10 protein-coding genes are annotated in these 13,032 nt (G+C 71.2%); 9 read left to right on the top strand and 1 reads right to left on the bottom strand.

Annotated features, from left to right (window positions below; translation table 11 throughout):
* Nucleotides 1–12: 12 nt before the first annotated feature.
* The 8 genes from ACESM1_RS03990 (at nt 13) to ACESM1_RS04025 (ending at nt 10,659) form a co-directional block, all read left to right on the top strand.
* Entirely contained in the window at nt 13–960 is a 948-nt protein-coding gene (locus ACESM1_RS03990; protein WP_372617943.1) for a dihydrodipicolinate synthase family protein, read from the top strand.
* Between the two features lie 3 nt (nt 961–963).
* Nucleotides 964–2,694, top strand: a complete 1,731-nt coding sequence (locus ACESM1_RS03995) for an FAD-dependent oxidoreductase (RefSeq protein ID WP_372617945.1) — start codon at nt 964–966, stop codon at nt 2,692–2,694.
* Between the two features lie 94 nt (nt 2,695–2,788).
* Nucleotides 2,789–3,922 (top strand): ATP-NAD kinase family protein, encoded by a 1,134-nt coding sequence (locus ACESM1_RS04000; RefSeq protein ID WP_372617947.1) that lies wholly within the window; start codon nt 2,789–2,791, stop codon nt 3,920–3,922.
* Nucleotides 3,923–3,941: 19 nt separating this feature from the next.
* Entirely contained in the window at nt 3,942–5,351 is a 1,410-nt protein-coding gene (gene gcvPA / locus ACESM1_RS04005) for an aminomethyl-transferring glycine dehydrogenase subunit GcvPA (RefSeq protein WP_372617949.1), read from the top strand.
* Complete coding sequence (gcvPB, locus tag ACESM1_RS04010) at nt 5,348–6,907, top strand: aminomethyl-transferring glycine dehydrogenase subunit GcvPB (RefSeq protein WP_372617951.1); 1,560 nt, start codon at nt 5,348–5,350, stop codon at nt 6,905–6,907. Before gcvPA ends, gcvPB begins: the two co-directional genes overlap by 4 nt.
* Nucleotides 6,904–7,791 (top strand): polysaccharide deacetylase family protein, encoded by an 888-nt coding sequence (locus tag ACESM1_RS04015; RefSeq protein WP_372617952.1) that lies wholly within the window; start codon nt 6,904–6,906, stop codon nt 7,789–7,791. The genes gcvPB and ACESM1_RS04015 overlap by 4 nt, the downstream gene beginning before the upstream one ends.
* Nucleotides 7,781–9,499, top strand: a complete 1,719-nt coding sequence (locus tag ACESM1_RS04020) for an FAD-dependent oxidoreductase (protein ID WP_372617954.1) — start codon at nt 7,781–7,783, stop codon at nt 9,497–9,499. The genes ACESM1_RS04015 and ACESM1_RS04020 overlap by 11 nt, the downstream gene beginning before the upstream one ends.
* Nucleotides 9,500–9,501: 2 nt before the next feature.
* Nucleotides 9,502–10,659, top strand: a complete 1,158-nt coding sequence (locus tag ACESM1_RS04025) for an NAD(P)/FAD-dependent oxidoreductase (protein WP_372618557.1) — start codon at nt 9,502–9,504, stop codon at nt 10,657–10,659.
* 1 nt (nt 10,660) lies between these two features.
* Here ACESM1_RS04025 and ACESM1_RS04030 read toward each other — a convergent pair whose 3' ends face one another.
* Nucleotides 10,661–11,506, bottom strand: coding sequence for an IclR family transcriptional regulator C-terminal domain-containing protein (locus ACESM1_RS04030; protein ID WP_372617956.1), 846 nt, complete (start codon nt 11,504–11,506; stop codon nt 10,661–10,663).
* Between the two features lie 187 nt (nt 11,507–11,693).
* Between ACESM1_RS04030 and ACESM1_RS04035 the strand changes: the two genes are divergently transcribed.
* A complete protein-coding gene (locus ACESM1_RS04035; protein ID WP_372617958.1) occupies nt 11,694–13,022 on the top strand; it encodes an ABC transporter substrate-binding protein in 1,329 nt (442 codons plus the stop codon).
* The last annotated feature ends 10 nt before the right edge of the window (nt 13,023–13,032 follow it).

Genomic DNA, 13,032 nt, shown 5'->3' on the forward strand with positions numbered 1-13,032 from the left:
GAGGTCCCCGCCATGCCGAAGCAGTTCCGCGGCTCCTATTCCGTCATCGTCACGCCCTTCACCGAGGACGGTTCGGCGATCGACGTGCCCGCGTTGCAGCGCTTCCTGGACTGGCAGATCGGCGAAGGCGCGCCGGGCTTCATCATTCTCGGCACCACCGGTGAGTTCCTGACGGTGACCGATGCCGAGCGCACGCAACTCGTCGAAGCGACGGTCGCGCATTGCAAGGGCCGCGCCGACGTGCTGGTCGGTACTGCCAATGCGCATACGCCGAACGCCGTGCGCTACAGCAGGGAAGCGGAGCGGCTGGGCGCCGACGGGCTGATGATCATCCCGCCCTATTACTACTCGCCGACCGAGGACGAGATCCACGGCTACTACAAGGCGATCAGCGAGGCCGTGTCCATCCCGATCATGCTCTACAACAACCCGTTCACCTCGAACGTGGACATGTCGGCGAAGCTGGTGGCGCGGCTGACGCGGGACTTCCCGAACGTCCGCTACATCAAGGAAGCCAGCCAGGATGTCGCGCGTGTCTACGACATCATCGAGGCGACGGAGGGCGTGATGAACGTCTTCGCCGGCGAGCGCATCGTGGAAAGCTACGCGCTCGGCGCGGTCGGCTATGTGAACCCTTTCGGCAACTACATGCCGGCGCCATCGACGCGCATCTGCGAGCTGCTGGCCGCCGGCCGCGTGGCGGAGGCGAAGCGCATCCAGCGCTGCATCACCGAGATCGAGCACATCATCGCCGAGGGCCACCCGACCTATGGCCATCAATGCTACTCCAAGGCGCTGGCGGCGATCATGGGCTACCCGGTCGGCGATGTGCGCCCGCCGCTGACCACCTTCGCCTCGCTGGGACAGGAGGGGCGGGAGCGCGTGGCGCGGCTGAAGCCGATCATCGAGCGCGCCAACCAGCTTGCCCGGGAAGCAGCACTGCCGCGCGCGGCCGAGTAGGGCATGCGGATCGCGGGGCGCGGCAAGGCGCCGCAGGGCGCGCCCCTCGCCTTCCGCTTCGAGGGCGCGCCGATCGAGGCCTTCGCGGGGGAGACCATCGCCGCGGCACTGATTGCCGCAGGCCATCGCAGCTTCCGCCATTCCGCGCAGGGCGGGATGCGCGGCATCTGGTGCGGCATGGGCGTCTGCCAGGAATGCCTGGTCACCGTTGATGACGAGCCCAACCGCCGCGCCTGCATGACGGAGGTGCGCGCTGGCCAGCGCGTGACGGCGCAGGTCGCGCATCCGATGCCCTGCGCCACGGCCGTGCCCGCACCGACGCCGGGTCCCGCCACGCCATGCGACATCCTGGTGATCGGCGCCGGCCCCGCCGGATTGCACGCCACGCTCGCCGCCCGCGCGGCCGGCGCGCGCGTCACGCTGGTGGATGAGCGCGGCAGTCTGGGCGGGCAGTATTTCAAGCCGCTTGCCAAGGCGCACCGCCCGGTTTCGCCGCAGGACGCGCAGGCGCGCGCCGGCCTGGCGCTGGCCGAGCGCGTGCGCGCGAGCGGTGCCGAGATCCTGGCCGGCGCCGCGGTCTGGGGTGCCTTCGCGCCGGACGAGATCGCAATCGGCATGCCAAGCGGCGGCACGCGCTTCCTCGCGCCGCGGCGCGTGATCCTGGCGACCGGCGCGCATGAGCGCGCGCTGCCCTTCCCCGGCTGGACGCTGCCCGGGGTGATGACGACCGGTGCCGGCCAGACGCTGGCGCGCGCCTGGCGCGTCGCGCCGGGGCGCCGCGTGGTGATCGCCGGCAACGGGCCGCTGAACCTGCAACTCGCCGTGGAACTGCTGGAAGCGGGGATCGAGGTGGTGGCGCTTGCCGAAGCCGCGCCGCCGCCGCGCGATCCGGCGGCGCTTCTGGCAATGGCGCGCAGCGCGCCGGGACTGCTCGCGCGCGGCCTGCGGGACCGGCTGCGGCTGCTGCGCGCCGGCGTGCCGGTGCTGCACCGCCACCTCGTGCGGCGCGCGGAAGGCGAGGGTGCGCTTGCCCGCGTCACGCTGATGCGCATCGATGCCGCCGGCGTGCCGGTTCCCGGCAGCGAGCGTATCTTCGAAGCCGATGCGCTCTGCTGCGGCTACGGCTTCCAGCCACAGAATGAACTTGCCCGCGCGCTGGGCTGTGCGCAGCATTGGGACGCACAGCGCCGCATGCTGGTCACCACGCGAGACGAAACCGGCCGCAGCAGCCTCGACCAGGTCTTCGTGGTCGGCGACGGCGCCGGCCTCGGCGGGGCGCGCGTCGCAGCGGCCGAGGGCCATATCGCCGGCGCCGTCGCCGCCGCCGATCTCGGCCACGCGCCGGACGAGGCGGCGTTGCGGCGGGTTCGGCAGGAGCTGGCGCGCGCGCGGCGCTTCCAGGCGGCGCTCTGGTCGCTCTACCGCGCGCCCGATCCCGGCTGGCAGCTGGCGGAGGGCGACACGCCCATCTGCCGCTGTGAGGGCGTCACGCGTGGCAGCCTGGAAGCGGCAATCGCCGCCGCGGCCGATTCCGGCGCCGCCAAGCGCGCGACGCGCTGTGGCATGGGGCGATGCCAGGGGCGCTACTGCGCGCCGCTCCTCGCCGCCGCGGTGGCCGCCGCGCAGGGCGGGCAACCAACCGAGGAGGCGTATCTCGCGCCCCGCGCCCCGGCAAAGCCGGTGGCGCTGCGCGACATCGCCCAAGGGGCCGAGGTGACGGCCGACGCTCGGTAGTTCCCATTTGCCTCGGTCCGGGGCTGGCGTAGGATGCGCGCAGCGCGGTCAGGCGTTCGGCCTCCGCACAAAATGAGAGGGCGGTCGGGATTCGGTGCGGCGCGTCGGCATCATCGTGAACCCCATCGCGGGCATGGGCGGGCGCGTCGGCCTCAAGGGTACCGATGGGCCGGATATCTTGCGCCGCGCGCGTGAACTCGGCGCCGTGCCCAACGCCGCGGAACGCTGCGCCCTCGCGCTGGCGGCGATGGTGCCGCTCGGCACGTTCGATCTGGTCGCGCCGCCCGGCGCGATGGGCGAAACCGCGCTGGCGGCCGCCGGCCTGCAGGGCCGCGTCCTGCACGGCCTGCCCCAGCCACAGGGCACCGGTGCGGACACCGCGGCCGCGGCCGAACGGCTGCTGCAGGAGGACGTGGACCTCATCCTCTTCGCCGGTGGCGACGGCACTGCGCGCGACGTTGCCGGCGTGGTCGGGACATCGCGGCCGATCCTCGGCGTGCCGACGGGGGTGAAGATGCATTCCGCGGTGTTCGGCACCTCGCCAGGCGCCGCCGGCCGCCTTGCCGCGCACTTCCTCGGCGACGCCGCCGGCGTCACGCTGCGCGAGGCAGAGGTGATGGACCTCGACGAGGCGGCGCTGCGCGAAGGCCGGATCGCCGCGCGCCTGTTCGGCCTGGCGCGCGTGCCGCATGAGCGTGGCTTCCTCCAGGCCTGTAAGGCCGGCGCGCGCACGGATGACGAGGCCGCGCTGGACGCGCTGGCGCGCCGCATCGTGCGCGAATGGCCGGCGGAGCGGCTGATGATCCTCGCCTGCGGCACCACGACCCGGCGCATCAAGCGCGCCATGGGCTTCGATGGCACGCTGCTCGGCGTCGATGTGGCGCTCGGCGGGCGGCCGATAGCGCTCGACGCCAATGAGAGCCAGTTGCTGCGCCTGCTCGACCGCGCCGGCGAGGGCGGCGCGGGCATCGTTGCGAGCGTCACCGGCGGCCAGGGCTTCCTGTTCGGCCGCGGCAACCAGCAGATCAGCGCGGACGTGCTGCGCCGCGTCGGGCGCGACGGCATCATGGTGGTGACCGGCGCGGGCAAGCTCGCCGCGCTGGATCCGGCGCTGCTGCATGTCGATACCGGCAGCGCGGAAGCCGATGCCATGCTGTCGGGCTACCACCAGGTGCACACCGCGCCAGGGCAGCGCATGGTGATGCGGGTCGCCGCATCGGGACATTGAAGCGGGAAGGGAGAGGCGGATGGCAACGCAAGGCGGGGTCGCACACCCCTGGATGGCGAGTTCAACGCCCGAGGCGAAGGCGGCGATGCTGCGCGAGATCGGCGCGCCGGACATCGCCTCGCTGTTCGCGCAGATCCCGGCGGAGCATCGCTTCCGCGGCACGCTGGACCTGCCGCCCGCGCTGTCTAGCGAGGTCGCGCTGAAGCGGCACATGCTCGGGCTGCTCAGGAAGAACCAGGATTGCGAGCAGAACCTGTCCTTCCTCGGCGCCGGCATCTGGCAGCACCATGTGCCGGCGGTCGTGGACGAAGTCGTGGGCCGCACGGAGTTCCTTACCAGCGTCTGGGGCACGCCGATGTCCGACCACGGGCGCACCCAGGCCTGGTTCGAGTTCTGCTCGATGATGGGCGAGCTGGTCGGCATGGAGTTCGTCGGCCTGCCCGTCTATTCCTGGGGCTGCGCGCTCGGCAATGCCGTCCGCATGGCGGCGCGGCTGAACGGAAGGCGCGAGGTGCTGGTGCCGGCGGGCATGGATCCCGAACGCCTGGACGTGCTGCGCCAGTATTGCGAGCCGCAAGGCAGCCATGGCCACATCGCCGTCGTGCCGGTGGCGTTCGAGTCGGCGAGCGGCATGCTCGACATGGCGGACCTCAAGGCAAGGCTCTCGGCGCGCACGGCCGCGGTCTATATCGAGAACCCCGGCTTCCTCGGCGTGATCGAGGCGCGTGGTGCGGAGATCGGCAGGCTGGCGCGTGCGGCCGGCGCCGAGTTCATCGTCGGCGTGGACCCGATCTCGCTCGGCGTGCTTGCGCCGCCGGCGGAGTATGGCGCGGACATCGTCGTCGGCACGATCCAGACGCTTGGCGCGCACATGGCCTGCGGCGGTGGCGCCGGCGGCTTCATCGCCTCGCGCGACGAGGAGCGCTACGCGCGCGAATACCCGACGCTGAACATATCCATCGCGCCGACGGAAAAGCCCGGCGAGCACGGATTCGCGCTCAGCCTGGCGCACCAGTCCAGCTACGGCATGCGCGAGGAAGGCAAGGACTGGACGGGCAATTCCGTCTATCTCACCACCATCGGCTGCGCTGCCTACATGGCGCTGATGGGGCCGCAGGGTTTCGCCGAGATCGGCGAGGTGATCCTCCAGCGCAGCCATCATGCGGCAAAGGTGCTCGGCGGCATCAAGGGCCTGCGTCTGGCCTTTCCCTGCGGATTCTTCAAGGAATTCGTACTGAACTTCGACGGCACCGGCAGGACCGTGTCGCAGGTGAACGACGCGCTGCGCGCGCGCGGCATCTTCGGCGGCCGCGACCTGTCGGCCGATTTCCCGGCGCTCGGTCAGAGCGCTCTCTACGCGGTGACGGAGGTGCACACCGCGGAGGACATTGCCCGGCTTGCCGGCGCACTGAAGGAGATCGTGGCATGACCGACCCGCGCGAAGTGCACCAGGCCCGCTGGAACGAGCCGGTGGTGATGGAGCTCGGCGCACCCGGCCGCCGCGGCATCACCTTCGCCGCGCCCGAACCCGAGGTTGCCGCCGTCGGTCCTGCCGCGGACCTGCTGCCGCCGGCGATGCGCCGCAAGGCTCCGCCGGCGCTCCCCGAAATGACCGAGCACGACACGCTGCGGCACTATGTGCGCCTTTCGCAGCAGGTGCTCGGCATGGTCGGAATCAGCCTCTTCGGCACCTGCACGATGAAGTACAATCCGCGCCTCAGCGAGGCGCTGGGCCTGCGCCCGCAGATGGCGGAGCTGCACCCGCTGCAGCACCCGGCGACGCTGCAGGGGATGCTCGAAATCGTCTGGAATTTCGAGCAGACCCTGAAGGCGCTGTCCGGCATGGACCGCTTCACCTTCCAGGCGGCAGGTGGCGCGGATGCGGCCTATACCCATGTCTGCGTCACGCGCGGCTGGCTGGAGGCGACGGGGCAGCTCGGGCAGCGCGACGAGATCGTCACCTCGATCCAGGCGCATCCGTGCAACCCGGCGACCGCAGCGGCCGGCGGCTTCAAGGTGGTCAGCCTGCCGCTGGAGGAAGGCGGATACCCCTCGATCGAGGCGCTGAAGGCCGCGATCGGCCCGCGCACCGCGGCGCTGATGATCAACAACCCCGACGACATGGGCATCTACAACCCGCACATGAAGCAGTGGGTGCGGCTGGTGAAGGAGGCGGGCGCGCTCGCCTTCTACGACCATGCAAACTTCAACGGCGTGATGGGCAAGATCCGCGCCCGTGACCTGGGCTTCGATGCCTGCATGTTCATGCTGCACAAGACCTTCGGCGGCCCCAAGGGTGGCGGCGGGCCCGCGACGGGCGCCTATGGCTGCACCGAGGAGCTCGCGCGCTTCCTGCCGAAGCCGATGGTCAACAAGACCGCGTCCGGATTCACGCTGGACGTCCCGGAGAACTCGGTCGGCAAGGTCCGCGAGTTCATGGGGAACCTGCACATCGTCATGCGTGCCTATGCCTGGGCGCGCGGCATGGGTGCGGACGGCATCAACGAGGCGTCCGACATCTCCGTGCTGGCGAACAACTACATGGAGAAAGGCCTGCTCGCGATCCGCGGCGTCTCCAAGAGCCACCCCGGCATCGGTGACCCCCGCATGGAGATGACGCGCTATTCGCTCGGCCAGTTGAAGGAAGACACCGGCATCGGCGTCGGCGAGGTGGCGAACCGCATGACCGATTACGGCGTGGACGCGCCCTGGCTCGCGCATGAGCCCTGGCACTTCCCCGAACCCTTCACGCCGGAAGCCGGCGAGCTGTGGTCGAAGGAGGACATCGACACCTGGGTCGCGGTGGTGCGCAAGGTCTGCGAGGAAGCCTACGCCAACCCGGATCTGGTGCGATCCGCGCCGCACAACGCCGCCATCGCCAAGGTGAACGCCGAGGGCTGCGAGGATCCGGCGCGCTGGGCGACCACCTGGCGCGCCTATCTCCGCAAGCACCGCGGCGGGGCGCAGCAGCAGGCGGCGGAGTGAGCCAGCCGCCCTGGCTCTGGCCGGAGGAACACTGGCGCGGCCTCGTCTCGCGCGTACGCGCGGGGCGCCGGCTGCGGCCGGCCTCCTGGCCCGGCGGCGCGCGGTGCGCCGTCGCGCTCTCCTTCGATTGCGACCACGAGACCTTCGAGCTGGGCGCCGGCGGCGAGGCGGTCGGCCGGCTCGCCTGGGGCGAGTTCGGACGGCGCGTCGGCGTGCCGCGCATCCTGGCCGTGCTGCAGAAGCACGGCGTTCCCGCCACCTTCTTCTGCCCCGCCGTCGCGGCGCTGATCGGGCCGGAAGAGCCGGCGCGGATCGCGGCGGCCGGCCACGAGATCGGCATCCATGGCTGGATCCACGAGAACACCTCGCTGCTCGATGCGGCAACCGAGCGCGAGTTGATGCTCCGCGCGCGCGACACCCTGGAGCAGCTCAGCGGCCGGCAGCCGGTCGGTCATCGGGCGGCGCAATGGGACACCAGCCCGAACACGGTCGCGCTCGTGAAGGAGCTCGGGCTGCTCTACGACAGCAGCCTGATGGCCGATGAGGAGCCGTATGAATTGCTGCTCGACGGCGCGCCGACCGGCGTGGTGGAAATCCCGGTCGAATGGCTGCGCGACGACGCGGTCTATTTCCTCTTCAACCGCAACCCCGCCACGCGGCCGCATGCAACGCCGGATGACGTGCTGTGCATCTTCCTCCGCGAGTTCGACGCGGCCTGGGAAGATGGCAGCGTGTTCCAGCTGGTGATGCATCCCTTCGTCATCGGCTATCGCTCGCGGATCTGGATCCTGGAGGAGATCATCCGCCACGCGACCGCCCGCGGCCGCGTCTGGTTCGCCACCCATGCCGACATCGCCCGCCACGTGCTTGCGCATGCCGCCTGACGCCACGCTCACCTGGCGCGATGCCGCCGGCCTGGCGCGCGCCATCCCCTTCCGCCCCGGCCAGACCGTTGCCGCCGCGCTGACGGCAGCCGGCATCCGCGAGCTGCGTGCCACGCGGCGCACGCTGGATGGTGAAGGCCGCGGCATGTTCTGCGGCATGGGCGTCTGCCAGGACTGCCTGGTGGATGTGGATAGCGAACCCAATACGCGCGCCTGCACCACCAAGGCGGTGCCCGGCATGGAGATCCGGCACCAGGATTTTCCGGGCACGGCGCGCCTGCCGGCGACCCCCGTACCGCTCCCCGAGGATTCGCCGCTGCCGGCCCCGGAAGCGGTGGATCTGCTGATCCTCGGCGGCGGTGCCGGCGGGCTCTCCGCTGCGATCGCGGCCCGGCAATGCGGCCTCGACGTGCTGGTGGTGGAGGAGCGCAGCGCGCTCGGCGGGCAGTACTACAAGCAGCCGGCGCCCGGCCTGGACGCCGCGCCGCTCGACGCGCAGCAGGCGGAAGGCGGAGCGCTCGCGGCTGCAGCCGAGGCCTCCGGGGCCCGCATCCTGCGCGGCTGCGAGCTCTGGGGCGCTTTCGAGCTGGATCGCCTGGCCGTGTTCGACGGAACGCGCTCGCGCCTGTTCGCGCCGCGCGCCGTGCTCGTTGCCGCCGGCGCCTATGAACGGCCGCATGTCGTGCCGGGCTGGACGCTGCCCGGCGTGATGACGACCGGCGCCGGGCAGACGCTCTGGCGCAGCCATCGTGTGCTGCCGGGGCGTCGCGTGGTGGTGGCGGGCAACGGGCCGCTCAACATGCAGGCGGCCTGCGAGCTGGCGGCGGGCGGCGCGCATGTCGTCGCGGTGGCGGAGGCGGCGCCCGCGCCCGTTGCGCGCTGGCGCGACGTCTTGGCGACGGCGGCGGCCGGTCCGGTGCTGGCGGCGAGGGGCGCGCGCTATCTGGCCGATCTGGCGCGCTGGCGCGTCCCGCTGCTGCACGAGACACTGCTCCATCGCGTGGTGCGCGCGCCAGATGGCGGCTTGCTCGCAATGCTCCGCGGGCCGCGCGGCGAACGGCTCATGGAGGTGGATGCCGTGCTGCTCGGCTACGGATTCCTGCCGAGCCAGGAGGTGCTGCGTGCGCTTGGCGCCGACTGTGCCTTCGATTCGGCGCGCGGCCAGTTCGTGCCGCTGCGTGACGACGACATGATGACGAGCGTGCCCGGCCTCTACGCCGTCGGCGATTGCGCCGGTCTCGGCGGCGCCCCGGCGGCGCGGGAGGAAGGCACCATCGCCGCTGTCGCAATCACCCGGCGGCTCGGACGCGCCGTCCCCGCCGCGATGCACGCGGCAATCGAGGCGGCGCGGCGGCGCCTGGCACGGCACCGCCGGTTCCAGGCTGCGCTCTGGAAGGTCTTCGCCGCACCGCGGATCGGGCTCTCTCTCGCCGATCCCGCGACGGTGGTGTGCCGCTGTGAGGAGGTGACCAGGGGCGAGATCGACGCTGCGCTGACCGATGGCGCGCCCTCCCTCGCGGAACTCAAGCGCCGCACCCGCTGCGGCATGGGAAGATGCCAGGGCCGCTATTGTGCGCCGCTGCTGGCCGAGCATCTGGCGGCGATGCAGGGAAGGCCGCTGGACGGCTTCGCACTGTTCGCCCCCCGCGCGCCAGTGAAGCCGATCGCCATTGGCGACATCGTCGCGCTGTCGGAGCGCGCGCCGTGAGCATGCCGTCCGCCGTCGAGATCGCGGTGGTCGGCGGCGGCATCGTCGGGCTCTGCGCCGCGCTGGAGCTGGCGCGCGACGGCGCGGAGGTGCTGGTGCTGGACAACGCCGCCCGCCACGCCGGCACCACTGCCAATGCCGGCAGCCTGCACGTGCAGATGCAGAGCCGCTTCATCCGCATGTATCCCGCGCAGGTGCCGGGGCTGGAACGCTCGCTGCCGCTCTATGTCGCGGCAGCACGGCGCTGGGCCGAGATGGAGGCGGAACTCGGCACCAGCTTCGAGCTGACGGCATCGGGCGGGTTGATGGTGGCGGAAACCTCCGACTCCTACGAGTTCCTCGCTCGCAAATGCGAACGTGAGAAGCGCCTCGGCCTGCAGGTCGAGATGCTCGGCCGCGCCGAGCTGGCGCGCATCGCGCCGTATCTCGGCGAGGCGGTGATCGGCGCCGAGTTCTGCGCCGAGGAAGGCAAGCTCAACCCCCTGCTGGCGAACCAGGCCGTGCGGCGCGCGCTGCTGGCGCACGGCGGCGTGCTGCTGCCGGAAGCGCGGGTGGACAGGCTGGAGCGCGCGACAGGTGCCGGCTGGCTGCTGCATGGTCCATTCGGCACGCTGCGGGCCGGCCGGGTGCTGTTGGCCGCCGGCGCCGGCACCGGCACGTTGCTGGCCCCGCTCGGCCTGGAGGTGCCGACGGTGGCGGAGCCGCTCCACATGAACGTCACGGAAGCGACAGCCCCGCTGATCGGCCACCTCGTGCAGCATGCGGAACGGATGATCACGCTGAAGCAGCTCGCCGCCGGCCAGGTGGTAATCGGTGGCGGCTGGCCGGCGCGCTTCGCCGGACCGCGCGAGCATCCGACGGTGGAGGCGTCCAGCCTGATCGGCAACCTGCGCCTCGCCAGCCACATCGTTCCACGGCTCGCACGGCTGCGGCTGCTGCGCAGTTGGGCCGGCGTGAACACCACGGTGGACGGGCGATGCGTGCTGGGCGAGGCCCCAGGCCTGCCTGGCATCTTCCTCGCCGTGCCTGGCGATGCCGGCTACACGCTCGGGCCGCTGGTCGGCCGGCTTGCCGCGGCGGCGCTGCGCGGCTGCGACGGGGGCTTCGACATTGCGCCCTATTCCGCCGTGCGCTTCGCCGGTGCCGCCGCGACAGCGTGACCTACTCGATCGCCGCCTGGATGCGCGCGGCGGCTTCCAGCAACTCACCAAGAAAGCTGGTGCGCAGCTCCTCGAGCGAGACACGCGAGGTCGGGCCGCAGATGTTGATCGCACCCACCGTCACGCCGCCACGTCCGCGCAACGGCACCGAGAGCGAGCGCAGCCCGAGTTCCAGTTCCTCGTCCACGATGCACCAGCCCTGGCGTCGTGCCTGTTCGACCGCCTCAAGCAGCCTGCCCTTGGCCGTCACCGTCTTCGGCGTGCGCGGCTCCGGGCGGGCCGAGGCCAGCACGCGCTCCGCCGCCGCGGGCGTGAGGCCGGCGAGCAGGACACGGCCGACCGAGGTGCAATAGGCCGGCGTGCGGCTGCCGACGCGCAGGTCCACGTTGATCAGGTGCCGCGCGCTCGGGATGTGCAGCACGTAGAGCACGTCGGCCCCGTCGAGCACCGCGCCGTAGCAGGATTCCCCCAGCCGCTCCGAAAGGCCCGCGAGCACCGGCCTGGCGATGTCCCACACCGATGAGCCCGCCATCACGGCATGGCCGAGTTCGAGCAGCCGCGGTGTCAGCGCGAAGCGCTTGCCATCCGTCTCGGCGTAGCCGGCATGCGTGAGCGTCAGCAGGAAGCGGCGCGCGCTGGCACGGGTGAGGCCGGCATATTCCGCGACCTCGCTGAGCGTCATGCGCGGCCGTTCGCGGCGGAAGGCCTTCAGCACCTCGAACAGGCGCAGAACCGAATGGACCAGCTCGCGGTCCGCGCCGGTCCGCGCCTCCGTGTCGAGGTCGTCGGCCGCGAAGGTGGCGACGGAGACCGTCTCGCCGCGCAGCCGCGCCTTGTCATGCTCCATCTCGCAACCTTCCCGTCTGGCGGGCCGATCCTGTCCTCCGTTCGCGCTGCGAACAAGAGGGGCCACGGCGAGGCCCGACCCGATGGCCCCTCTTGCTGGACGCCGAGCAATCCTGTTCACTCTGCGAAAGAGTGTTCGCATAGCAGCAAGGCCCGCCAAGGGGCGGGACCGTCACGGGAGAGAAGGCATGTCCGATCGCAACATGACGGTCCTTGGCCGTCGCTCGGTGCTCGGTGGCGCCGTAGGCCTCGGCCTCGGTGCGCCGATGCTGGCGCGGGCGCAGGCGCAGACGACGCTGCGCTGGTGGTCGCCCCAGACGGCACCGGCGCAACGCGAAGCCTACAACTTCCAGATCCGCGCGTTCGAGCAGGCGAATCCGGGCGTGCGCGTGGTGTTCGAGGCGACCAGCGACGAGGGCTACCCGGCCCAGATGGCCGCCGCCTTCGCTTCGCAGCAGGTGCCGAGCGTGGTGACGCACCTGCCTTCCTTCGCGCTCGCGACCTATTGGCAGAACGGCCTGCTGGAGCCGATGAACGACGTGATCCAGGCGGTCGGCCCGGAGAACTACTACGAGGGCGCGAACCGCATCTACGAGATCACGCCGGGCCAGTATTGCGGCACCGGCATCGGCAATTCGGCGGCCAACATGATGTGGGTCCGTACCGACCTGATGCAGGCGGCGGGCATCGCCGAGGCGCCGCGAACCTGGGACCAGCTGCGCGACGCCTGCCGCAAGATGCAGGGCCGCGGCGTGTTCGGCGCGCCGCTGCCCTATGGCCGCAACTCGATGACCAGCCTGATCTTCATCTGCTTCGTGCATGGCGCGGGCGGGCAGATCTTCTCGCCCGACCTGCAGGTGGCAGTGGACAGCGATGCCTTCCGCAACGCGCTCGAATTCTACAAGTCCATGCGCGAGCTCTGCCCGCCGGGCGCGACGAACTATTCCTGGGGCGACAGCCTAACGGCCTTCGTCTCCGGCGCCACGGCGACCGGCATCTACACCGGCCGCGTGCTGGCGAACGTGAACGCGCAGAATCCGCGCATCGCGGATGCCATCGCCTGCCACCGCTACCCGACCATCTCGGCGAACGTGCCGCATTGGACGTTCAACGACTTCCCGAGCGTGATGATCCCGAAGGTCGCGCCCAACATGCCGCTGGCCAAGCGTTTCGCGGCGCATCTCTTCCAGCCGGAAGGTTACATCCGCCAGCTGCACGCGGCACCCGGCCATGTGTTGCCGGTGCTGAAAACCATCTCGGCGATGCCGCAGTACCAGGAGAACGCGCTGATCAACAAGTATCGCGCAATGGTCGACCTGATGTCGGAGAGCGCGGCCGCCGGCCACAACCTCGGCTGGGAAAGCCCGCGTCACCGGCCGAACGTGCATGCCGGCCGGATCATCGCCAGCCATGTGCTTTCGGAGGCGGTGCAGCGCTACGTCCTCAACAACGAGCCGATGGCGCAGGTGGTCTCCACCACGGCGCAGCGGCTCGACCAGCTGATGAAGGCGTCCTGACCGGGCCAAG

It is taken from the genome of Falsiroseomonas sp., from assembly GCF_041690465.1.
Classification (GTDB): Bacteria; Pseudomonadota; Alphaproteobacteria; order Acetobacterales; family Acetobacteraceae; genus Falsiroseomonas.